This window comes from Shewanella sp. 10N.286.51.B2 (assembly GCF_041469265.1).
In the GTDB taxonomy this organism is placed as follows: domain Bacteria; phylum Pseudomonadota; class Gammaproteobacteria; order Enterobacterales; family Shewanellaceae; genus Shewanella.
On record NZ_JBFRKH010000050.1, the window covers coordinates 1 to 22430 of the forward strand.

A 22430-nucleotide genomic window follows, 5' to 3' on the forward strand; every position below is an offset into this window, starting at 1 on the left:
GATATAAGGGAGGGTTACATATAGACCTCGTAAACAAAGACGCATTCTTTTTCCGGCAGTATTTTGAGCGTTATTTACGTATTCGCGAAAATATTCGATTTACAACAATAACTTAGCGATGGTATCTTTGAAGTTTGAACTGAGCAGCCTGGAACATTATTGTGCTGCTATTGAATAAGCTGTTATGCGCAAAAAGGATAATGATGATAATTAGAGAAATTTTAAGTAAAGACATTGATACGATTTTAGAGTTAAACGAGAAGTTCGTAGACGTATTAAGTCCGATGGATAAAAGTAAGTTATTGAGGCTAATTGAAATATCTGCATTATCAGTTGTAATTGAAGACGAGAGCCATGTTGTTGGTTTTCTGATTGCACTAATTGAAAATGTGGAATATGAAAGTATTAATTATCAATGGTTCAATGAAAATTATGGTTCATTTTTATACATCGATAGAATCGTAATTTCGGAAAAATCCCAAGGCAAAGGCATTGCCTCAAAGTTATATCAATATGCTTTAGATTCAGCCATTGATAATTCAAAACCTTGCGTATTTGCTGAAATCGACGTTATGCCACCAAATGAAGCATCTTTGTTATTCCATAAAAAAATGGGTTTTAAAGAGTTGGAATTATTAAAGCACAGCGAAGAAAAAATGGTATCACTTCAAAAGTTGACAGTTAACTAGGCTAATTTGAGATAGCGCATAACAAATGCATCAACACGATTTGCTACACTCGGCGTTATCGAGCATACGATTGCCATACTTTTCCTAATTAAAGCCTCATTAGTTAGAGCTTTAGCACTAACACATTTCTGTCCAAATACGTGTCAGCGTAGTTCAACTGACACGTTGATATGAATTACATATTGTATTCTAGTTAACGGCCCTTACCTACCAATCTAAACAATCGATTACAGGCAAGTAATCTTCCAGTTTAAACTCTGAGGTATAAATCTTAGATACTCCTAACTTTGTAATTTTATGTCCTACAACCCTCTGAAATAGTTGGTAATCATTACAACTTGCCATTTCTGTAATAACGGCATGTCTTAAGCTATGGAACGAGTACCGCCTTAATTCATCATTAATCTTAGGAATGGATAAACTATCTAAACAAATACGAAACTTACTAGTTATATAGTGACTAGTCTTAAAACTCTTAAATAATTTTTGTTCAAGATCTCGATTTGTAGACAAACGAGTAACAAAGTCTAAAAAACCCATCGCTATTAGCTTGTTGTGAATTGGCACTTTTCTTCTAGCAGCTTTTGTTTTACCTCCTTCAATAAACAAATAATGCCTATTACAGGCCGCATCAAAACGTACTGACGATAGCTTTAAATTAAAAATATCGCCTCTCCTAGCACCAGTATAAGCACCCAGCAGTATTATCCATTTATAATCCGAGTCTTCTTTTTTCGCCCAAAAATCAACAACATCTTTCATCTGTTGATTAGAAAAACATGCATAGGATTGACTCTCAAAATCAACTTTCAACCCTGCTGTCGGAGCTGATTTAAGGAGAAATTTAGTTTTAGTCAAGAAGGTAGAGAATAGCGATTGATAATCCTTAAAAGCCTCCTTCACCGTCTTAGAAGAAACTAAATCATCTTCTGGGATTTCTCTAGTTTTAGCAGCAGATACCCACACTGATAAGTCCTTATTATCACAATAGGGTTTGATATTTCGTATTGGCATATTCTCAAGTACTGATATTACTGACTGAATATCGGCTCCAGAAATAGCCTCTATATCTTTATCACCTAGAGCCAAAAGAAGTATTTCAAAATTGATATAGCGGGCCTTTGCCGCTTTATCACTAAGTCCTTTAGCCTTACCTTTTTTAGTATCCTTTTGTTTCCAATCTTTGTAAGCCTCTATAGCCTCTGAAAGCCTCATACCACCCTCTTCAAGCTTTACTAACTCATCCGTTACACGATGTTGAATATTTAGCTTCTCAAGCTCTACAGAGTGCTTAATAGCGTTCTCTGCATCACTCTTATTATTACCTGAATCGTATTTAGTTAAGCTTTGCGGTTTACCGTTGTCATGAAAGGTCATAACAGATGCAAAATTCATTTGTATGCTTTTAGCCATGAGAGAAATCCTCATATCATTTAGATGATTAATAAATTTATTAACCAGCGTAATAGCTATTCTTGAGGATTTCGTTTGTAGGCTTTGCCGCATGATAGGCGGCAGGTTGGTATTTTCTTGGATGATTTTGGGTATACGAACCCTCAAGTAATAGACCCCGTTACGCTGGAAGGTATAAGGGATTTTAGGTGTACCAGTTTGTGGCACAGTTTGTAGCACAGGCAGAAACATAAAAGGCCTCACATTGCTGTGAGGCCTTCTACGTTAAAAGGTTGAGCTGGCCGATAAGCCGGGTCCTGTCTTGGACAGTTATTCATCTAGGCCTGCAATCGGACAGTCTCAAGCAATAAAGCATAATGTTTCTACGCGAGAAGAGCCTTCAGTGTACCAAGTTTTGTACCAAAGTCACTGACAGAGCTTCCCCTTCATTACTACCTTACTTCCTTGTAATAAGCCTATTCACTGTAAAAGTCATGCAAGTTTTGATATCGCTTAAATCACCAGCCTTATGTAACAACTTTCATTTTTCTTCGTAATATCAATTATGCAGTCCAACCACTATGTAACAAAAACCAGTTCACTGCGTGTAATTAATTAAACACTTGATGGTTCATCAATAAACTCAAATCATTTAGATAAGGAAATCTATGACAAAATTAAAACATGTTGCAGGCATATGCGGCAGCGGGAAAACAGAAGCGGTTATCAATAAAATAGGCACTGACCTACTTAACCCACTCAATCAAAGAAGAATCGTAATCTGGGCAAGCGTTACGAATAACCTCACTGAAGGCACTGCCACTAGATTTAAAGTTAAATTCCCTAGTATTAGGCAAAGGATAATTGACAGCAATCAAGATGACGTTAACTCTGTATCAGCGGAATTAATCGAGGTTTTAAACGCAGATAATGGTTCGATTTATAATGCTACCCATCAATCACAAATCATATTCACCAGTCACAAAGCATTAGCCTTAATTCCAACGCATTTAGTTTCTAAATGTATTCTTATAATCGATGAATTACCTACACTAATTGCTGAATACCAACGAGTACCATTAGTAAATAGCACTGATACTCTGGCTAAAGTTCAGCCTTACCTTAGTTACAAGCCAAGTGAGCATGCAGGCTATCAGTGCGTCCACTTAGTTCCAGAAGGGCAACAAGATGCTGTCAGCCGTGCTGAAAATCTTTTAAACGAAGACGCACAAATGTATTTCAAACCAGCTCAAATGCTTAAATACTTAGCTAATGGCGGAGAAATGGTATATCACAGCACCAAAAATAAATCAGAATATACATGGCATAACTATGAGTATTTCACAGGGTTGAGCATTATCAATAATATAAGGTCAGCAGCTGAAACGTGGCTACTATCTGCAAGTTTAGAAGGCTTGTTTACTGAAAAATTGTTGGCCATTCACAATATTCAAATTGAATGTGTCACTGAGTTAAATGGTTACTTGTTACCAGTGAAGCATCCCAACACTCAGCGAGTCACTATAATCCCATTTATAAAAAATAACCCTGAACATAAAGGTGGTAGCTTCAGTGGCTCATTTGCTGATGAACACATGAAAAATGTGGTTGAAAACAATTGTTCCAACAAACGAGTACATGAAGAGTTTGCCATTTGGGTATCTAATACCTTTGCTGGCAGCGAGTATATTTATGCCGCTAACAAAACTCGTGAAAAGCCAATAGCGCTTAATCACGGTAAAGCAGTGAAGGTTCAAGTTATGGCACACGGTCAAAATGACTACAGCCAAATAACCAAAGCTGCATTTCTTGCGAATTTAAGGCCTAGTCCAGATGAATCAAATGCAATTAAACGCTTAGCGATTGATAATAATCTAGACCCAAAAGAATTAGAAAAATCATATATTACGCAACAGTGCCATGAAGCTTGCTATCAATTTAGTTGCCGAATCGCATTTAGAAACTTATCACGCAACAATGGTGTTATTGCTTCGGAGCAAGAACAAAAACCTTGTATTATCATCGTACCCGATATGGCTCATGCACTTTATCTACAATCTAAAATGGATGGGGCGACTATTGATACCAGCATGAGCTTTACCCGTAAGAAGGTAACTGTCAGCGCAGATGAACTGACAAAACGACAAGTTCAAAAAGAAGCAAATAAAGCTATTAAAAATGCAGCTAAGCAAGCCGAACGATTCAAGATATTGACCACTATTGAACTATTAAATGCTGATGGAATGTCGCTTAAAGAGGCATGTTCAATTAATCAAATCGACCCTAAAACAAGAAGAAATTGGATAAAGATGTACCAGCAAGACTGGGATGATTATCAACAGTACAACCTAATTAGCTGCCAGTAATCCACTAAATAAAAGAAACAAGCGAAGGTCAAAAGAACGCTGAAAAAGAAAGGGAGTTTTTTTACTATAGAAATCCTATGGTAATTTTTTTCCCTTAACAGTTATATGTCCTCGATTTACAGAATAAGTCCATAAGTTTAGTTTTAATTCTCAAACTCTTGCCTGTAGACCCCATTTTCACTGAGATTCAATCTAACATTAATTGCTTTACCAATTTCAAAATTATTAATTTCACTTTGCTCAATGACTGCAATTGCACCAGTGATATGAAATTGCCTTTTGGGTAGTTGATGCTTCACTCCAAATAACTCAATATGCTCTTGCATAGTCGATGTGATTTTAAAGCTATTATAGCTATCGTTATTAACTAAATAGTCAAATGCATCTTTATCATGAAAATCAACATCCACAACTATCGGAGTAGTAATTTGTTCTGCTTTCGTAATAATAGGCGCTTCAAGTAAATTAACGACTCCATCGATAAATCTGAAATCACTAGAAGAACAAGTAAACTTATCCATAATGACTTTCACACCAAGTTGTTTTGAAGCCCTCCTGGCTATAGCAGCATAATCAAGGATACTAATAAAACTATTCGTTAACTCACTATAATCTTCTGGATTTGCTCCATATAGCAATCGAATTTCGTTGCCTCTAAAATCTGCTTCTAATGAAAAAAAACCACCTTTCTTCAACAGTTTTACAGCTTTAAGTAATCTACCAAAGTATGGGATTTTATTAACGTCTATTCCTTTCCAACGTTCCATATGAATTGATAAACTCAAATCAACTTTTTTACTCTCATGGCAATGATACCAATGAATACTAAAGAACCCCTGCAAACACACAGCTTCAATAGTTGTGCATTTTTTTGTAGAAATATGCTTCCCCGTGAAATCTTGCAGTAAAATATTATTATCATTACCCACTACAGAGAGGCTTAAGTCTAAGTCAGAACCTAAATAACTAAGCTCCATTGTCGGATGCTGATCTTTTTTTACAATAGATTGTTCAAACAATAATGGTCCATCTAAAACCTCAAACGCTCCAGCAGGCAAGCTAACTGAAGTTCCATAGTTTTCAAGGTTAGCAAGTTGCTCGTCAAAATCTCTAGAGTAAGGGGCTTTAACATTCAACTTCATCTCTTTATCAACACCTTGTTTAGCCGTCGCTTTTGTAATTGCTTTGCCATCGAGAATATCTGTAAAGTAATTATAATTTGGGTCTAATTCATCTAATTGTTTATCATGTCTTCGGACTAGTTCTTGCGCCCCTATCTCCACTAGTGGTTGAATTAGTGACTTTATTAGAACGTCATTTACATGACTGTTTTTCTCACATTCAGTAAGAAGCTTTTTCCCTAAGTTTTTTTTAGCCCTCAGTTCAGCGACAGACTTCCATTTCTGCAACATATCTGTTGAGAAACTGTCCTCATCTCGATCAATAGCCGTATGACAATTACCGCATAACCAAATGCCGTTACTAATATCCTTACGCTCAATTTCAGTCATAAAGATTTCTGCACGAGGGCCATCTGAAGATGCAGCGACTATGTGTGCTGCCTGACCGACGCTAATGGATTTATCATTTGATGAGTGAGCTGCTTTAGTTTGTATACAGCACTCTGGATTACTACACATTCCACCAACACGCTCAAATAAAGTACGCTTAGTGCTTTCACTAAAGTCAGAATTACCTCTACCTTTCATATACATCCCAAATTTGCAGCTACAAGATTATTAGGCACAATTAACACTCGAACACATGGTAACCCAATAGACATAAGTCCCCAAACAGTCTCAGTGACACTTAACCACACCCAAGTGACACGTGTCACGAATAACCATTAATAGTGTCATTTAAGTTGATAATTAGTTTGTGACACACTACAGTGGCAACATCTAAGACTTAAGTGACACAGAAAACATGCCTCAAATTATTGGATATATCAGAGTATCAACAGTTGACCAGAACACTGCTAGACAGCTTGATGACATCGAATTAGACAGAGAGTTTACTGATACCTGCTCTGGCAGCACCGTAACCCGTCCAGCACTGAACGAACTAAAGAGTTACTGTAGAGAAGGTGACACCGTAGTTGTACATGATATAAGCCGCTTAGCTCGTAACATTGAAGACCTGATTAACTTGATACGCTTTTTCAATGATAAGGGGGTAACTGTTCAATTCAAAAAAGAGGCTATGATTTTCACCGCTGAGCAATCGCACCCAATGAACACATTGATGCTCAATCTATTAGGTTCCGTATACCAGTTTGAGCGTGAGATAATGCTAGAACGTCAACGTGAAGGCATTGCCAAAGCTAAGTCAGCAGGTAAATATAAAGGACGCCCATTATCTGTCGCCCCTTCTGAGATCGCTGAACTACTAACTCAAGGATTATCAATTCGAAAAATTGCTAGTCAGTTAGGGATAAGTACAACAACAGTACAAAAGATAAAAAAGAATAAGATCAGTTAGAATAAACGTTTTACGGATGAGCAATCACCCATTCCGCTTACTTTTTTATCAAAAGTCATCACCTTTAATTTTCCATTAAGTCTATCTATTTCTAGATATCTGAAAGCATCAGCAAGGTAATTCCCACCACCTGACTTAATAGTAGTAGGTGCATATTCACTGGTTAATAAGATTTTGTCTGATTGCTTTTCAACCCAGTATGATGAATTAGGTGAATAAGCAAATCCCATTGATTTCCTAGCTAACTCTTTCCCATTATAAGAGGTTGTATAAATATATACGGTATCCAGTTTCTGATAGTGTTTAGGGGCAAAAAAACTATTCAATTTTTCATTTTCAGGAACTGGGGTAATAGTAAACTCAAATTTTGGAACTTGATGTTCCTCCCCTTCCCCATCAATATATTCCGCCCCAGATATTGAACACTTAAGAAATAATTCTGATGCGTAAGATATTGGACTGATTAATATCACAAGCCAAAACAATAAAGATTTCATCACAGTACAACCTTGATTTCTTAGCGTTAACAAACAATTACGAATATTGAACAAATAGGCTATTTGAATATCATTCCACTTCTTCACTTTACAGTGTGCTCTTTCTTTAAGAGGCCAATGCCGCAAACGAACCACTTAAGAATTTTCACGAACAAATACTTTAATGCTTAGGCTAACTTTCTACACAAACTAATTTTTCACTAAATCCCGTGGCGAGAGAGCCGTCAGGGTAAAAGAAAGCAACCGACATCTCCCACAAATTATTATCATCCCATTTGTTAACGGTGAAAAAGCTAGAAGCGTCTTTTCCAGTATATCGGTCAACCCCATATTCACTATGAATGCGTTGATAGTTATGTTTTTTCACCCCATGCTGGGGTAAGACCTCAGTCCATATTAACTTTTCATTTGTAACCTCCAATTGCATCTGCTCGCCATCACTATCACCAAAATACTGACAATAAAGCTTTACTTCATTGGCAAATAGGCAAGGAGAGAAAGCAAATAACAAGGTGAAAATTGTTAATTTTTTCATAACTTTTAATTTAACCCAAACAGTTCTAGTTTAATTACTGCGCTATAGCGCTTACGTTTTGTGATTTATTGATCACGTTGTCACAAATTTGGAATAGTTAATGATTCAGCGGTTAACTATTCATAAGGAGTATAGGTGTTACTGGCATACTGATAATCTTTAAGACTAATGTGATTAACCTTCTACAACAGGACGAGCAGGTTTTTCAATTGGCTACTCACCCCAAAATATTTCCAATTTAAAGAGCTGGGTATTTAAAGAAATATACGCTACATGTTTGAACGGGCCATAGTCTGGTACAGTTGGCAACCCGTCACTATGTATCACCCGCTTATGTCTTTATTCACTTTACAGCGTGCTCTTTCTTTAAGAGGCTATTGCCGCAAACGAACCAGTACTCACTGCACCTTAATCACTAAACTTATTAAAATAAATACCAAGCGTTATTGGTCTGCTGTGGGTTTGTTATAGGATTAATTGCAATTAAGCGATACTTCCATTGCTAAGTCTACTCGCCCACGCTGCCTGAGTGCCCAACCAGCTTTAGACGATGTTAAAGACTCAAAGGGTGTTAAGTCTGGGTTGTCATCACACATTACGTGCCTATGAAGCTTCTGAAGATGTTCATTTGAAGAAGCTAGAACAACATCATTCATATGGTCATTGAACATTTCTAACGAGTAATAACCAATAAAGATAATACCTACTATAAACCAAACCTTAACCATAAATGCTTTCCAAAATCATACAGAACCTTATTTTATAACCCACTTGTCAATCTATACGTTAATACTCAATAACATAACTCTAAATCATTGGTAAACGAGCATGGTATAAAACCAGCAAAAATTCCAAATTAATTATTTATTTATTTTATTCAAAGCTAACAGATAAGTACAATAAGTCCCCTACTAACAACGATTTAAAAGCACTATTTACACATTTAAACAACATTGACCTAACCGCTCCCACACTTTATGTACAGACCTACTTCCCCCTTTTTACAATTAATCCTGTGTCCATTACCTGCATACCCTTAAACCATGCTTTGAAAGCACATGTATACGTTTATCGGGAGAATAACGGTGTCAGCTAAGGCTATGTATACTTGCAACTTAATTCAATCATTCATCAATCAAATTCAATTCTGTCGATAACAACCAGTAATGACTTCAGCGGGTAGCTATGGGTGTACCTTTTAGTGATACCAGATTCCGACTTCTCATGTCCTACTACTTCTTGTATTAGGCCTAACTCAATACCACCAGCACGTGATTTGGTTATGAATGTGTGCCTAAAGCTATGAAACACCTTACGTTCACCCATATCATTCACAGTAGTTATTAACGATTTCTCCATTGATTTGTGCAAGTGAGCAGTTAACGCATTAGACCTTCTCGCTAGCTCTGGGAAAAGGCTATCAGCACACAGAGAAACATAGGAGAGAAACCCTGCATCAAGTAACTTTTGATGAATAGGTACTCTTCGTGTGGCAGCTTTAGTTTTACCTTCTGCTATCCATAAATAATGCCGCTGAGTATCTTTATCATAACGTACATCTGATACTTTCAATTTGGTGATTTCACTGCGTCTCGCACCTGAATAAATGGCAATCAGTAACACCCAACGTCTCCAGCCCTCATGCTGATTCGCAAATGATTCAACCTTTCTGATTTCAGTATCACTAAATACACCAAATCGAGTTGAACTAGATTCAAACTTAATATTATTTGTTGGCGACTCACTAAGAATATCGACTTCTTTTGTCAGGTAACTACTAAAGAAACTCTGACACAGCTTAAACAGTTCCTTCACCGTCTTAGAAGATACAAGGTGGGCTTGCTCTACCTCATTAAGCTCAAGCAGTCCTTGCGGTGACATTAAGTGATAAGGCTTTATGTTTCGCCTAGGTGTTGAGGCATATCGGTTTAACAGTGATTTAATATCTTGCTTAGTTATCTGTGTCACTGCGACATTGCCCAAACAGCACTTTATAAATTCAAAGTACCTTTTAGCACCACTCTCAACTTTCACACTCCACGATTTCCACTCAACAAAGTCAGCCCAAGCATCCTCAAGTAAGTAAGGTTTCGGTGTTATTGCTGGTGGTATAGGTAACGACCTCTGAATGCTAGCTGTAAGCTCATATGCTGCGCTATGAGGCATTATTACAGAGTTCAGCTCACATTGTCTTAGGTGATTAATTAGCTGCGTCACATGATCACACGGCGCTATCAATTGATTGATTTGATGTATTACAGGGAAATGATTAGCTAAACGGGACACAGCAATACTGTATGAATCAGTGCGCAGTGAACGTTTGATTTCTTTATGGGGATATAAGTGTCTAAATCGCTGAGGAATAACAAAGCGGAAATGATAGGTTTTATTTCGAAGATGGATGTACTGCATAATGTACCAAACCTTGTACCATTTAAGGCATAAAATCTAGAAACACTATGCAATACATCCACTTACGGAATGGTTGAGTTGGCCGATAAGCCGGGTCCTGTCTTGGACAGTTATTCATCTAGGCCTGCAATCGCTCACAGGCTCAAGCGACCTACCCGGTCCCAACGCGAGCAGCGCCATACGGGACCCTATTTGGTCTTGCTTCGGATAGAGTTTACCTTGCTACGAACTATTACTAGCCGCACGGTGCGCTCTTACCGCACCCTTTCACCCTTACCAACCGAAGTTGGCGGTCTCCTCTCTGCTGCACTTGTCGTCGGTTTACACCGCCCAGGCGTTACCTGGTATCCTGCTCTTTGAAGCCCGGACTTTCCTCCCCGTTCTTGCGAACGCAGCAACTGTCTGGCCAACTCGGCGCGGATTATAGCCTAAGCCACTGCAACACACCAACTAAAATATGGCTTTATGGCAAACCATATGAAGCTGAGGTAAACAGGTTGAGCTAACTACTCAACTCAACCTATTCTCTATAGACCGATTTCTAAACCGTATTTGTAAAGCGCATTCTTTTTAAGGCCGTAGATTTCGCCAGCCAATGCCGAGGCTTTTTTAAGTGGCAGTTCTTTACATAGCAATTTTAAAGTATTGATCACCACTGTGGGTATTTCTGAATCACTGTCACTGCGGTGACCATGGATCATTAATACGATTTCGCCTTTTTGCTGATTTAAGTCATCTTTAACTTGTTGCAGTACAGCGCCTGCTGCGCCAGATAAAAAGGTCTCAAAGGTTTTAGTCACTTCACGGGCCATGACAATTTCACGGTCTTCGCCTAATGCCGCCACAATTGACTCTAAACTGTGCACTATGCGATGTGGTGATTCATAGAAGATTAAGGTTCTTGAGTCTTCTTTAAGTGCTGATAATTTGTCTAAACGGCCTTTTTCTTTTGAAGGTAAAAAGCCTTCAAATGAAAAACGATCTGAAGGTAATCCTGATGCACTTAAGGCGGTAATTGCTGCGCAAGGGCCCGGCAACGGAATAACATTGTAACCTGCTTCACGCACCTGTTTGACCAAGTGGTAGCCAGGATCTGAAATGAGCGGCGTGCCCGCATCAGAAATAAGTGCCACAGCTTCACCATTACTCAGCTTTTGAATAATCCACTGGGCTCTGTCACGTTCATTATGATCATGCAACGCCGTCTTACGGGTTTCAATGCCAAAATGACTGAGCAATTTACCACTATGACGCGTGTCTTCACAGGCAATAAGTTTAACGTTATTAAGCACCTCGATTGCACGGCTGCTGATGTCTCCTAAATTGCCTATAGGAGTGGGAACGATATAAAGTGCGACCGATAGGTCCATAACTACCTCTGTATTGACTATCATCAAGACTTTCGCCAAGTGAAAGAGCAGGTTAAACTAGAGTCAGCATCTTACCAGAGTGAAGCCCTGTGTTAAAAAGACTGAATACAACTAAATTTGTTTTCGCCGCCATTTTATCAGCCGTGTTATTTGGTTGTGCGACTCAACCTACTGAAAATAAACAGGCTATTGATAGCTCAATGGCATCCGTTGAACAAACGGCTAATGTTTATTTATCTGCAGCAAGCAATGCTAAACAGCCGCAAATTCGCGACCGCTATTTGCTACTTGCCGCCCATGCTTATATCAATGATGGCAATTTTGTTGCCGCAAGCAAGCTTTTGACCTCGATGAAAGCTGATTTGCAAAGTGATTTAAGCATTCAGGCTGAGTATATTTACCTTTCTGCGCGGGTGGCTGAAAACACCAGCTCAGATGCCGATGCATTAGCAATTTTACGCTATCCTAGCCAATGGAAATTACCCCAGTGGCAAAGAGTCACTTATCATCAATATAAAGCCCGCTTATTTAATCAAACTAAGCAGCCTATTGATGAGCTTAGACAATTAAGTTTACTCAGTTTATATCTTCCGCAGCAGCAAGCCTTTGAAGTGAATGACACTATTTGGCGTACGCTACAGCCACTGCATGAAGAAACCATTAAAAGCTTTATGAGTGACAACAGCAATCCCACTTTTTCAGGCTGGTTACAGTTAGCCTATATTGCCAAACATTATGCGGTTGACCCATCACAGCTAGTTCGCTACTTAGGCGAATGGCAACAAACCAATCCTAATCACCCAGGTGCGAGCAAGCTACCTTCTGATTTAGAGCAAGCCTTAAATGCCAAGCCGTTTAAACCGCAAAATATTGCGGTGCTATTACCGCTTACGGGCAGCCGCGCTGATGTTGCTGAGCCTATTAGACAAGGTCTGTTAGCCAGCTATATGGCCGCAATTGAAGACAATGTGGAGCTTAATTTTTTTGACACCAACCTTGGGGTTGAGCAGGCCTATCAAGCTGCTATTGCTGCAGGTGCTGAATTTGTGATTGGGCCGCTATTGCCTTCAGCAGTTGAAGAGCTGCAAGCCCTCAATGAGCAAGGCTTACTCACTGTGCCGCAGCTGTATTTAAATCAAACCGACAGCTTTACCCCAAAAAATGATCAGTTTTACTTTTCGTTATCGCCAGCACAAGAAGCCAGTGATGCCGCGCAAAAACTGTATGAAGATGGCATCACGCTACCGTTATTGTTAGTCAGTAATGACTCAACGGGTAAACGTATGGCAGAAAGCTTTAATAAAAAGTGGCTTGAGCTCACTGAAGACAATGCTGAAGTCCACTTTTATGATCGCGGCGATCAGATGAAGCTAACAGTACAAGAAGCCTTAGGTGTTAAAGACAGCCAAGCGCGAATTGCTAGAATAAAAGAGCTGATTGGCAACAATATTGAAGCTGATTTTCGCTCACGTCGTGATATTGATGCTATTTACATGATCTCAGCCGCAAAAGATTTAGTGCTATTAAAGCCCTTTTTAGACGTCAATTTTAGTGTGTTTGCCGATCCGGTTGCCCTGTATACCACCAGCCGCAGCCGTTTAAGTGGCAGCTCGACTCAATCGGCTCAAGAGCTTAACAACCTGATGATCAGTGATATCCCTTGGTTAATGGGCACGAATACTGAAACCACCATGGTCAAAAAACTCTGGAGCAATTGGAATAACAGCCAGAAGCGTTTATACATCATGGGTTATGACGCCCTTGATTTAGTCAATCGTTTAGCGCAAATGCGCGCCTTTCCTGGCTACCAGTTCAATGGCCGTAGTGGCGCATTATCGGTGGATGAAAATGGCGTCATTGAGCGTAAACTCAGTTGGGGTAAATACCAACGAGGCCAGCTGCGCCCATTATGATGTCGTCAACTGTGGGTCAAGGCCAACAGGCTGAATTAACCGCGCGCACTTACCTTGAACAGCAAGGCCTTAAGTTTGTGGCTCAAAATCAGCGTTACCGCTTTGGTGAGATTGATTTAATCATGCGCGACCAACAAACTTGGGTCTTTGTTGAAGTAAAATTTCGCTCATCAACCCAATTTGGCGGCGCACTCACCGCCCTGTCTGCAGCACAGATTTCTCGCATCAGAAAAGCAGCCCAACAGTATATACAAACCCATAAAATCAATGCCCCATGCCGTTTTGATATGGTTGCCATTAACACAACCGACATTCAATGGCTTCAGGGGTGTTTTTAAACAGCCATTTTTAGCTATAATGCTGCTCAATTGAAGAAATAAAGCATGCTAGCAACACTTTACCTTGTAAGGATTTAACCCATGTTAGAACGTATTAAAGATAGCTTTACAGAGTCAATTCAAACCAAGATTGATGCTGCTGAAGCATTACCAGAGTCGATTGAGAAAGCGGCTGAAATGATGGTGCAATGTCTTTTAAGTGGTAACAAGATCCTAGCCTGTGGTAATGGTGGCAGTGCAGGTGACGCGCAGCATTTCTCAGCTGAGTTATTAAACCGCTATGAAATTGAGCGTCCACCGCTACCTGCTATCGCGTTAAGTTGTGACACTTCAACCATTACAGCTATTGCTAACGATTACAGCTATGACGAAATTTACTCAAAGCAAATCATGGCACTGGGTCAACCAGGTGATATTTTATTAGCAATTTCGACCAGCGGTAACTCAGGTAACATCATTAAAGCCATGGAAGCTGCATTAAGCCGTGACATGACTATTGTGGCATTAACCGGTAAAGACGGCGGCGCTATGGCGGGCTTGATGAGCGCTGGCGATGTTGAAGTACGAGTTCCATCCAATGTCACTGCGCGTATTCAAGAAGTTCACTTATTAGCAATTCACTGCTTATGTGACAATATTGACCGCACTCTGTTCCCACAGGACGAGCAAGCATGATAAAAACGGCTCTTGTCATAGCAATACTTTTCCTTCTTCAAGGCTGCGCTGGCGTGGTGATGGTTGGTGCTGTTGGCGGGGCCAAAATGGTCAATGATGAGCGTAGTATGTCGACACAAATCAGTGATACCAATGCCGACTTTGAAATTACCAGCGCACTGTCTAAGCATGAAGATATTCATAACCAGACCAATATTACCGGTGTGGTGTTAAACAGTAATGTATTGATGATTGGTCAATCTCCTAACTCAATGTTGCGGGATAAAGCCATTAAAACGGTACAAGAGCTGGAAATTGGCGGCAAATTACATAATCAAATTCGCATTGGTAACCCTACCTCATTTACCACTCGCAGCAACGACACTTGGGTAACAACCAAGGTTAAAACGCGGATGCTAAATGAGAAGTCTTTGGATGTGACCCGAGTTAAAGTGATCACGGAAAACGGCGAGGTATTTTTACTGGGGTTAATCGATCGCGAACAAGCGGATATTGCGGTTGATATCGCCCGCAATACTTCTGGTGTACGTAAGGTAATCAAAGTATTTGAGTACGTCGATAAAGATGACTAGCTCAATAACTCATCATTAGACTGCCAATAAAAAGAGTTTGTATAGACTATTTTTATTGGCTGTTGCTAATGAGTAACCTTCTATTATTGCGTTTCGACCAACCTATTAGCCAATACTTTACGCTTGGCTATCAAGACTTTTCCACATATTGAAACGAGTGTTGTCGGCAGCACAATCAACCCAGCTCCCAGCCAACCGAGCCAACCGAGCCCATCTAACCATTCCCCAAACCATACCCATCCAAACATGACACAAAATAGTAATCCTGAGTATTCAGCCACGGCGATTTCAAACCATTAGCCTTTATTGGCAGCTCACAAAAAGCCAGCTTGATGCTGGCTTTTTTTGTCTTAAAAAAACAGATACTACACAATCATACCGATTTTCTCGTAGACCTTTTTGATCGTCTCTTCTGCACGAGCTTGTGCCTTTTCAGCACCGGCTTTAAATACTGCATTAAGATAATCTTCATCGGCTCTAATCTCACGGTAGCGCTCTTGCAGCGGCTCAAGCATAGCGACAACTGCTTCACCGGTAGCGACTTTTAAGTGACCGTACATTTTGCCTTCAAAGTCTTTTTCAATTGACTCGATTGACTGACCATTACAACCTGACATCAGGCTTAATAAGTTTGAAACGCCTGGTTTTTCTTCAACGTCAAAACGCACCACTGGTGGCTCTTGGCTATCGGTCATGGCTTTTCTCACTTTCTTCATAATCGCTTTAGGATCATCAAGTAAACCAATAACGTTGTTACGGTTTTCATCCGACTTAGACATTTTCTTAGTCGGCTCTTGCAGTGACATGACTTTTGCGCCCGTTGGCGGAATAAACGGCTCTGGCACGACAAACGTATCACCATAGGCATTATTAAAGCGCGTCGCGATATCACGGGTTAGCTCTAAGTGCTGCTTTTGATCTTGACCAACAGGTACTTCGTTAGCTTGATATAGCAAGATATCTGCAGCCATTAATACAGGGTAATCAAACAAGCCAACATTGATGTTGTTTGCATGCTTTTGCGACTTATCTTTAAACTGGGTCATACGGCTTAGCTCACCCATTTGGGTGTAACAGTTTAACGCCCAGCTCAGCTGTGTATGCTGCGGAACTTGAGATTGTAAAAATACCGTGCTTTTTTCAGGGTCGATACCGCATGCAAGGTAAATAGCTAAGGTATCTAAACAGGCTTCACGTAGTTTCGCAGGGTCTTGTCTTACAGTAATTGCATGTAAATCAACTACGCAATAAATACAGTCGTGGCTATCTTGCATGTTAACCCATTGACGAAGTGCGCCCATGTAGTTACCAATACTCAGCTCACCTGATGGTTGAGCACCACTAAACACGATAGGTTTTGCAGTCATTCGTTTATTGCTCCATTGATGTTGCATTCATTTCAGCGGATAAATTCAGTAGCGCTAAAATTTCATTAAATTGTTCACATACTGCCGTTGGGCTGCTCAGGGCGATATCTTCACCGTAGTTGTAGCCATAGGTCAAGCCAATTGAGCTTAGACCGGCAGATTTCGCAGCGAGTATGTCATTCTTTGAGTCACCTACCATAAGCAGTTGTGCTGGCTCAAGTTGCCATTGCTGCAAAATATGCGTTAATGGCAATGGGTCGGGTTTCATTTTTTCTAACGAGTCGCCACCAAGTACAAGATCAAAAAACGCACTTATGCCAAAAGACTCAAGTAACGGTGTGGTAAATTTGTACGGTTTGTTAGTCACAATTGCCATGTTATAGCCAGCAGCTTTTATCTGCTTCAAGGTGCTTAACACGTTAGGGTACAAGCTACTGTGTTTTTCTAAATGAAGCCCATAGTGGTGCATAAACCTTGGCATAACTTGCTCTAATTGAGCGTCAATAGCCTGCGTATCAGTCACTTGTGGTTGAGCAAACATTAAAGCGCGGCGCATTAACATATTGGCACCATTGCCAACCCAGCTTCTAACTTGCGCTTCTTGTGCGTTAGGTAATGATAACTCTGTTAGTGTTGCATTAGTTGCCGCAGCTAAATCAGGAACGCTATCAATAAGTGTTCCATCTAAATCAAAAGCGATGGCTTTAATATTAGAAAATACTGTCATAATTAGCCTTCAACTTTTGCTAGTTCATCACGCATTTGATCAACAACTACTTTGTAATCAGGTTGATTGAAAATAGCAGAGCCTGCGACAAACATATCGGCGCCTGCAGCGGCGATTTCAGCAATATTATCTACTTTTACCCCACCGTCGACTTCTAAACGGATGTCATAACCGCTGGCATCAATAATGTCACGCACTTGCTTAAGCTTAGCCAGTGTCGATGGGATAAATGACTGGCCACCAAAACCTGGGTTTACTGACATTAATAAAATCACATCCAATTTGTCCATCACATGGTCAAGGTAATGTAATGGTGTACCAGGATTAAACACTAAGCCTGCCTTACAGCCTGATTCTTTAATCAGCTGTAGGCTGCGATCAAGATGTTCTGTGGCTTCTGGGTGGAAAGTTATAATTGATGCGCCTGCTTTAGCAAAATCAGGAATTAGACTATCAACTGGCTTAACCATTAAATGTACATCAATATCAGCAGTAATGCCGTAGTCCCGCAACGCTTTGCATACCATAGGGCCAATGGTTAAATTAGGCACATAATGATTATCCATAACATCGAAATGAACAACGTCAGCACCGGCATCTAAAACGGCTTTAACATCATCACCTAAACGGGCGAAATCGGCAGATAAAATAGATGGGGCAATCAAAAATGGACGCATAGTCTTCTCGAGGCGGTTATAAGTGACAGTATTTTACCCTTTGCAGAGAAATCGCTCTAGTCTCAATCGCTAATAAAACTTTTTCAACAGCAAAAAATGTAAATTTTAGTGCTATGTCGATATTAAGTTGATCTAGATCACACATGATGACTGTTCAATATCTAAACAAACTTGCTATAATGCGACACATGTCACTGTGTATTGTGAACAATCTTCTGCTAGGCAGCGTATGTGCCAATGTAGATAGATGATTAATCCCTTTTGAATAATTTCTGAAAGTATAAGACAAGGATAGCCCTTATGATGTGCCGTCAGCTAAAAATGAGTACTAAGCAAACAGGTAAAGTAACATTAAAACCTGCTGTTAGCTTATTTTCGACTAGCGCATTAATGCTTGTTGCCTACTTTTTCATGTCAGAAAGCGAGCCCGCCTTGCAAGCTCAGCAATGTGATTGCTCTGACAATGTTGCCTATAACGCGAGTTTACCCAGTAGCCATCCGACTAACCGCTGTGCAGTTGATTCAGATAATGTCAGTTGGGGAAGTTGGGTAACAGGCAATAGCCGCTCAAGTCAGTTTCACTTTTTAGATTTATTGGAGTTACTGCATAGTAATGACCACAATAGACCAATAAGTGATATGCCAACGAATAACCCTAACGCACTTTAATGTCTATTTGGCAGGTATTTACCAGTACTATCGCCGCATTTTTTGGGGTGCAAACGGAAAATAATCGCCAACGTGATTTTAAGCAAAGTCGATCACCCTTACCCTTCATCTTTATGGGCATTGCACTGGCAGTGCTGATGGTTTTATCGCTAATATTGATTGTTAAGCAGGTACTGAGCTAAGCCACTATTTATCAGCTAAGCCTTTGCTTAACTCAAGATTTAATCAATAACTTCTTGATAATGATGATCATATAACGCCATCACTTCAGCTACTTTCTTACGTGAATTACCCTTTTGACTAATATTGCGCTGTACGTCTATCGAGGCCATTTTTGCGCCGCGATATAGCTCTCGAGTCAGTGGAATATCATGATTACTGATCAGTACCGGGATATCACGCTCAAGTGCAGTGTGGCGAGACTTTCTCGCTAATAGCGCTTGGTCGTCAAGACTAAAACCTGGGCCGGCATAGGTCGTAAAACTTGCTGTAGTTGATAGCGGAGCATAAGGAGGATCACAATAAATGACATCACCTGCTTTTGACATATCAAATGCTTGCTCGTAACCCACACACTCAAAAATCGCTTTTTGAGCTTTTTCAGAAAAATAACGCAGTTCTTTTTCAGGAAAATAAGGTTTTTTGTAAGAACCAAACGGGACATTAAAGCCGCCTTTACGGTTATAACGGCATAAACCATTAAAACCATGACGATTCATATATAAGAAATAAACGGAGCGTAAAAACGGATCTTGAGTTTGGTTAAACTCTTCACGCACTCGGTAATACTGCTCTTTCACGTTCATCTCTGGAACAAACATGGCCTTTGCTGCTGCAATGTATTTCTCAGGCTGACTTTTAACAATATTATAGAGGTTAATTAGATCATGATTAATATCGCATAGCAGATATGAGTCGTAGTCAGTATTGAGAAACACTGATCCTGCACCGACAAAAGGCTCAACTAGCCTTTCACCTTGAGGTAAATGTTTTGCTAGCTCATCAACGAGTTTAAATTTTCCACCCGCCCATTTAAGAAAGGCTCTATGCTTTTTAGTCATGAATACCATTTACTAGCAAAATTAAAGCAGATGATTGTACTCTTTTTATTGAGAATAATCATTGCTGATTTAAGGGCTTTAACTAATTAATTTGAACTAAGTTGATAACCTTGAAGATCGCTGAATTTTCGAACCCAAGGGGCACTTAAACCGAGTTCGGTTTGTAATTTAAGCGCTTTATCTTGTGCTTGGCTGGCGTTATTAAACTGCCCAAATAAGACAACATGACGTTTATTATAATTAGCACGAATTACAGCGGTTTCATTATCTAATTTTAACAAGATACTGTTAAGTGATTTGGGTTCGATAACGCTCGCCAGTTGTAATGTGTAACCCGCTCGATATTGCAGCTCGGCTAACGCTTCATTGGCTGTGGCAATATCGTCAGTATTGCTCAGCGCTGCACTGTTGTCAGTAAGCTGTAGCTTATCTGTTTCAATAATGACCAATGTCTCATCAACTTCAGCGGTATCAATATCTTCATTTACCACTAACTCAGCTGCTATTAATTCACCAGCCACTAATTCAACAGCCACAGTATGAACGCTCTGGTAATCCTGTTGAGTGTTTGCTGCTTCGATTTCAACTGCGCCACTTTTTGTAGTGCTGGTTAATATTTGCTGCTCAGTAAGCAGCTGTAAAACAAGATCGCTTGGCTCATTAGCCGCTATTAAAGATTGCTGAGATGGCAAATGTAATTGAAGCCAAGGCAATAATAAGCTTTGGCCATAATGATGGTTTGCCCATTGCGCTGGAGATTCTGGCGCTTGGTAAGCCCTAAAGTTAACTTGGTTTGCTTCAATAGATTCTGCTGCGGGTTCATTATAAAAAAAAACGACAATCGCTAAGGTTAAGCACAGCAGCAAGCTGAACACCCCTAAGGGAAAATATTTTGGCCAGCGTTTTGGCTCTTCAACCTTATCCTCAAGCGCAAGCTTAAGTAACTCAATCACTTCGGTAGGAGTACCCATTTGTTTTTCAATTTGTGATTGAATGATTTCGCGAGGTATAAATGGCGTTTTATTGCTTCTAACTAATAAAGTGCGATATAGGCCTTCACGTTCAGCTAAGGATAATGGCTCTACCTCGACATGAAGCAATAAATCCTTCATGGTTTTAGTTAATTCATTAAACTCTGCAAATGATTCAGTGGTGACCGTAAAAGTCAGTGATACCGGTTTATCCGCACAACGGATTTGAGTCAGCACTATACATTCTGCCCATAATTCTTTAGGCAGCAAATGTGCATCATCAATAATGATATGCAGCGGTTTTGTTAAGCTAGATTGGATGCGAATTAAGGTATCTGATAGCGGTAAGGTATCATCAAAAATTGGTGATGAAATCAGTTGGATCAGTATTTTACGCCGAATTTCAGCACTATCAGCGTGCATTGGGCAGATAACCAACGCAGAGTTATAGTTATCAAGCTCGCTCGCCAATGCTGTAACTAAGGTGGTTTTACCTGAACCTTTAGCGCCGCAGACTAATACTAGCTGCTCACTATAGCTGGCAATATGTTGTAGCCGCTGAACTAAAGCTTCTTGGGAAGGTAATAAAAGCGTTTGTTGAATGTCCACAGCTCCACCATTAGACAAAAAAGCTTAAACTTGGCTAATGACGTCAGCTAATAAAGACTCTTCAACATCAGAGAATACATCAGCAGAGCCTATTGAGGTGGGTAAAACCAATCGAATTTGACCCGCGAGAACTTTTTTATCTCGCTGCATATGCTTAATAAAGTCAGCAAAGTTCATTGAATCAGGAGAGCTTATCGGTAAATCAAACGCCAACATCAAACGAATAATTCTATCGACATCTTTTTGCTCGATTAGACCTAACTTTTGCGATGTTACCGCCGCCATAATGGTTCCGGTAGCAACAGCTTCACCATGTAACCATACACCGTAGCCCATTTCAGCTTCGATAGCATGACCAAATGTATGGCCTAAATTTAGCAGTGCCCGTACACCACGCTCTGTTTCATCTTGGGTAACGACATCAGCTTTTATCTGGCAGCATTTAGCAATCGCGTAGCTTAATGCTTCGGTATTTAATGCTTTTAATGGAGCAACATTTTGCTCTAACCAGCTAAAAAAATCGCTATCCCAGATAACGCCATATTTAATGACTTCTGCCATTCCTGCAGCAAACTCTTTTGCAGGTAATGTCGATAAACAATCGGTGTCAATTAATACCAGTTGTGGCTGATAAAAAGCCCCAATCATATTTTTACCAAGCGGATGATTTACTGCGGTTTTACCACCAACAGAAGAGTCCACTTGAGATAATAAGGTGGTTGGAATTTGAATAAACTCAACTCCCCGCTGATAGCAAGATGCAGCAAAGCCGGCCATGTCACCAACGACACCGCCACCTAGTGCTACGATTACACAATCACGGGCATAATTATTTTCTAACAGTGCAGAAAAAATTAAATTTAAGTGAGTTAAATCTTTATATTGTTCACCATCCGGCAATACAACCACACCTATATCACTACAAGATGCCATAGCTTGCTGCGCTTGTTTCAAGTACAGCGGAGCAATGGTGTCGTTAGTGACAATAAGTGCTTTTTTACCGGAAAGGTAATCGGTGAGATAAGCGTTTTGTTGCAATAAATTCTGGCCAATATAAATGGGATAACTTCTTACACCTAATTCAACCTGAACTTGTTGCATAAACCTAC

At 39.9% G+C, this 22430-nt stretch carries 21 protein-coding genes and 1 other RNA gene; 9 read left to right on the plus strand and 13 right to left on the minus strand.

Annotated features, from left to right (window positions below):
• Positions 1–203 precede the first annotated feature (203 nt).
• The gene (locus AB4140_RS13820) at positions 204–689 is read left to right on the plus strand and encodes a GNAT family N-acetyltransferase (RefSeq protein WP_065601471.1); all 486 of its coding nucleotides are present in this window, start codon (positions 204–206) and stop codon (positions 687–689) included.
• Positions 690–896: 207 nt separating this feature from the next.
• On the opposite strand, the gene AB4140_RS13825 is transcribed toward AB4140_RS13820, so the two are convergent.
• Positions 897–2333 (minus strand): tyrosine-type recombinase/integrase, encoded by a 1437-nt coding sequence (locus AB4140_RS13825; RefSeq protein WP_372001378.1) that lies wholly within the window; start codon positions 2331–2333, stop codon positions 897–899.
• A 416-nt stretch (positions 2334–2749) separates the two neighbouring features.
• On the opposite strand from AB4140_RS13825, the gene AB4140_RS13830 reads away from it, so the two are divergent.
• Complete coding sequence (locus tag AB4140_RS13830; RefSeq protein WP_372001379.1) at positions 2750–4447, plus strand: hypothetical protein; 1698 nt, start codon at positions 2750–2752, stop codon at positions 4445–4447.
• Positions 4448–4590: 143 nt separating this feature from the next.
• Here the strand turns inward: AB4140_RS13830 and AB4140_RS13835 are convergent, their stop codons facing one another.
• Positions 4591–6156 (minus strand): HNH endonuclease, encoded by a 1566-nt coding sequence (locus tag AB4140_RS13835; RefSeq protein ID WP_372001380.1) that lies wholly within the window; start codon positions 6154–6156, stop codon positions 4591–4593.
• Between the two features lie 217 nt (positions 6157–6373).
• On the opposite strand from AB4140_RS13835, the gene AB4140_RS13840 reads away from it, so the two are divergent.
• Positions 6374–6928: a recombinase family protein gene (locus AB4140_RS13840; RefSeq protein ID WP_372001382.1), complete on the plus strand. Its 555-nt coding sequence runs from the start codon at positions 6374–6376 to the stop codon at positions 6926–6928.
• On the opposite strand, the gene AB4140_RS13845 is transcribed toward AB4140_RS13840, so the two are convergent.
• From AB4140_RS13845 to rsmI, 5 genes are all read right to left on the minus strand, one after another.
• Positions 6925–7512, minus strand: coding sequence for a hypothetical protein (locus tag AB4140_RS13845; protein ID WP_372001383.1), 588 nt, complete (start codon positions 7510–7512; stop codon positions 6925–6927). The genes AB4140_RS13840 and AB4140_RS13845 overlap by 4 nt on opposite strands.
• A gap of 85 nt (positions 7513–7597) precedes the next feature.
• Positions 7598–7960 carry a hypothetical protein gene (locus AB4140_RS13850; RefSeq protein ID WP_372001385.1) on the minus strand — a complete coding sequence of 121 codons (363 nt, stop codon included), beginning with the start codon at positions 7958–7960 and terminating at the stop codon, positions 7598–7600.
• 1131 nt (positions 7961–9091) lie between these two features.
• Positions 9092–10372, minus strand: a complete 1281-nt coding sequence (locus AB4140_RS13855) for a tyrosine-type recombinase/integrase (protein ID WP_372001387.1) — start codon at positions 10370–10372, stop codon at positions 9092–9094.
• 70 nt (positions 10373–10442) lie between these two features.
• An RNA gene (gene rnpB, locus AB4140_RS13860) (RNase P RNA component class A) lies at positions 10443–10786 on the minus strand.
• A 113-nt stretch (positions 10787–10899) separates the two neighbouring features.
• Positions 10900–11742, minus strand: a complete 843-nt coding sequence (gene rsmI, locus AB4140_RS13865) for a 16S rRNA (cytidine(1402)-2'-O)-methyltransferase (protein ID WP_102440330.1) — start codon at positions 11740–11742, stop codon at positions 10900–10902.
• Between the two features lie 89 nt (positions 11743–11831).
• On the opposite strand from rsmI, the gene AB4140_RS13870 reads away from it, so the two are divergent.
• From AB4140_RS13870 to AB4140_RS13885, 4 genes are all read left to right on the plus strand, one after another.
• On the plus strand, positions 11832–13655 hold the full coding sequence (locus AB4140_RS13870) for a penicillin-binding protein activator (RefSeq protein WP_303462370.1): 1824 nt from the start codon (positions 11832–11834) through the stop codon (positions 13653–13655).
• Positions 13655–13993: a YraN family protein gene (locus tag AB4140_RS13875; protein ID WP_372001410.1), complete on the plus strand. Its 339-nt coding sequence runs from the start codon at positions 13655–13657 to the stop codon at positions 13991–13993. Before AB4140_RS13870 ends, AB4140_RS13875 begins: the two co-directional genes overlap by 1 nt.
• A gap of 81 nt (positions 13994–14074) precedes the next feature.
• Entirely contained in the window at positions 14075–14668 is a 594-nt protein-coding gene (locus AB4140_RS13880) for a phosphoheptose isomerase (RefSeq protein ID WP_076541969.1), read from the plus strand.
• The gene (locus AB4140_RS13885) at positions 14665–15240 is read left to right on the plus strand and encodes a BON domain-containing protein (protein WP_102440332.1); all 576 of its coding nucleotides are present in this window, start codon (positions 14665–14667) and stop codon (positions 15238–15240) included. Before AB4140_RS13880 ends, AB4140_RS13885 begins: the two co-directional genes overlap by 4 nt.
• A 365-nt stretch (positions 15241–15605) precedes the next feature.
• Here the strand turns inward: AB4140_RS13885 and trpS are convergent, their stop codons facing one another.
• Genes trpS through rpe form a run of 3 tightly spaced genes read right to left on the minus strand, consistent with a single transcriptional unit; the run spans position 15606 to position 18011 of the window.
• Positions 15606–16607: a tryptophan--tRNA ligase gene (gene trpS, locus AB4140_RS13890; protein WP_372001390.1), complete on the minus strand. Its 1002-nt coding sequence runs from the start codon at positions 16605–16607 to the stop codon at positions 15606–15608.
• Between the two features lie 4 nt (positions 16608–16611).
• The gene (locus AB4140_RS13895) at positions 16612–17334 is read right to left on the minus strand and encodes a phosphoglycolate phosphatase (RefSeq protein WP_102440334.1); all 723 of its coding nucleotides are present in this window, start codon (positions 17332–17334) and stop codon (positions 16612–16614) included.
• 2 nt (positions 17335–17336) lie between these two features.
• Complete coding sequence (rpe, locus tag AB4140_RS13900) at positions 17337–18011, minus strand: ribulose-phosphate 3-epimerase (RefSeq protein ID WP_102440335.1); 675 nt, start codon at positions 18009–18011, stop codon at positions 17337–17339.
• Positions 18012–18311: 300 nt separating this feature from the next.
• On the opposite strand from rpe, the gene AB4140_RS13905 reads away from it, so the two are divergent.
• Both AB4140_RS13905 and AB4140_RS13910 read left to right on the plus strand, forming a co-directional pair.
• Positions 18312–18680 carry a hypothetical protein gene (locus tag AB4140_RS13905; RefSeq protein ID WP_102440336.1) on the plus strand — a complete coding sequence of 123 codons (369 nt, stop codon included), beginning with the start codon at positions 18312–18314 and terminating at the stop codon, positions 18678–18680.
• On the plus strand, positions 18680–18862 hold the full coding sequence (locus tag AB4140_RS13910; protein WP_372001393.1) for a DUF2970 domain-containing protein: 183 nt from the start codon (positions 18680–18682) through the stop codon (positions 18860–18862). The genes AB4140_RS13905 and AB4140_RS13910 overlap by 1 nt, the downstream gene beginning before the upstream one ends.
• 39 nt (positions 18863–18901) lie before the next feature.
• On the opposite strand, the gene AB4140_RS13915 is transcribed toward AB4140_RS13910, so the two are convergent.
• From AB4140_RS13915 to aroB, 3 genes are all read right to left on the minus strand, one after another.
• A complete protein-coding gene (locus AB4140_RS13915; protein WP_102475816.1) occupies positions 18902–19741 on the minus strand; it encodes a Dam family site-specific DNA-(adenine-N6)-methyltransferase in 840 nt (279 codons plus the stop codon).
• A gap of 86 nt (positions 19742–19827) precedes the next feature.
• Positions 19828–21321, minus strand: coding sequence for an AAA family ATPase (locus AB4140_RS13920; RefSeq protein ID WP_372001395.1), 1494 nt, complete (start codon positions 21319–21321; stop codon positions 19828–19830).
• 24 nt (positions 21322–21345) lie between these two features.
• Positions 21346–22422, minus strand: coding sequence for a 3-dehydroquinate synthase (gene aroB / locus AB4140_RS13925; protein ID WP_102440338.1), 1077 nt, complete (start codon positions 22420–22422; stop codon positions 21346–21348).
• Between the last annotated feature and the right edge of the window lie 8 nt (positions 22423–22430).

Bases quoted from the DNA above. Each gene is read 5' to 3' on its own strand.
- AB4140_RS13855 (WP_372001387.1), bottom strand. From the start codon at position 10,372: ATGCAGTACATCCATCTTCGAAATAAAACCTATCATTTCCGCTTTGTT.
- AB4140_RS13910 (WP_372001393.1), top strand. From the start codon at position 18,680: ATGTCTATTTGGCAGGTATTTACCAGTACTATCGCCGCATTTTTTGGG.
- trpS (WP_372001390.1), bottom strand. From the start codon at position 16,607: ATGACTGCAAAACCTATCGTGTTTAGTGGTGCTCAACCATCAGGTGAG.
- AB4140_RS13835 (WP_372001380.1), bottom strand. From the start codon at position 6,156: ATGAAAGGTAGAGGTAATTCTGACTTTAGTGAAAGCACTAAGCGTACT.
- AB4140_RS13905 (WP_102440336.1), top strand. From the start codon at position 18,312: ATGATGTGCCGTCAGCTAAAAATGAGTACTAAGCAAACAGGTAAAGTA.
- AB4140_RS13825 (WP_372001378.1), bottom strand. From the start codon at position 2,333: ATGTTTCTGCCTGTGCTACAAACTGTGCCACAAACTGGTACACCTAAA.
- AB4140_RS13820 (WP_065601471.1), top strand. From the start codon at position 204: ATGATAATTAGAGAAATTTTAAGTAAAGACATTGATACGATTTTAGAG.
- aroB (WP_102440338.1), bottom strand. From the start codon at position 22,422: ATGCAACAAGTTCAGGTTGAATTAGGTGTAAGAAGTTATCCCATTTAT.
- AB4140_RS13830 (WP_372001379.1), top strand. From the start codon at position 2,750: ATGACAAAATTAAAACATGTTGCAGGCATATGCGGCAGCGGGAAAACA.
- AB4140_RS13885 (WP_102440332.1), top strand. From the start codon at position 14,665: ATGATAAAAACGGCTCTTGTCATAGCAATACTTTTCCTTCTTCAAGGC.
- AB4140_RS13880 (WP_076541969.1), top strand. From the start codon at position 14,075: ATGTTAGAACGTATTAAAGATAGCTTTACAGAGTCAATTCAAACCAAG.
- AB4140_RS13840 (WP_372001382.1), top strand. From the start codon at position 6,374: ATGCCTCAAATTATTGGATATATCAGAGTATCAACAGTTGACCAGAAC.
- AB4140_RS13895 (WP_102440334.1), bottom strand. From the start codon at position 17,334: ATGACAGTATTTTCTAATATTAAAGCCATCGCTTTTGATTTAGATGGA.
- rpe (WP_102440335.1), bottom strand. From the start codon at position 18,011: ATGCGTCCATTTTTGATTGCCCCATCTATTTTATCTGCCGATTTCGCC.
- rsmI (WP_102440330.1), bottom strand. From the start codon at position 11,742: ATGGACCTATCGGTCGCACTTTATATCGTTCCCACTCCTATAGGCAAT.
- AB4140_RS13850 (WP_372001385.1), bottom strand. From the start codon at position 7,960: ATGAAAAAATTAACAATTTTCACCTTGTTATTTGCTTTCTCTCCTTGC.
- AB4140_RS13875 (WP_372001410.1), top strand. From the start codon at position 13,655: ATGTCGTCAACTGTGGGTCAAGGCCAACAGGCTGAATTAACCGCGCGC.
- AB4140_RS13915 (WP_102475816.1), bottom strand. From the start codon at position 19,741: ATGACTAAAAAGCATAGAGCCTTTCTTAAATGGGCGGGTGGAAAATTT.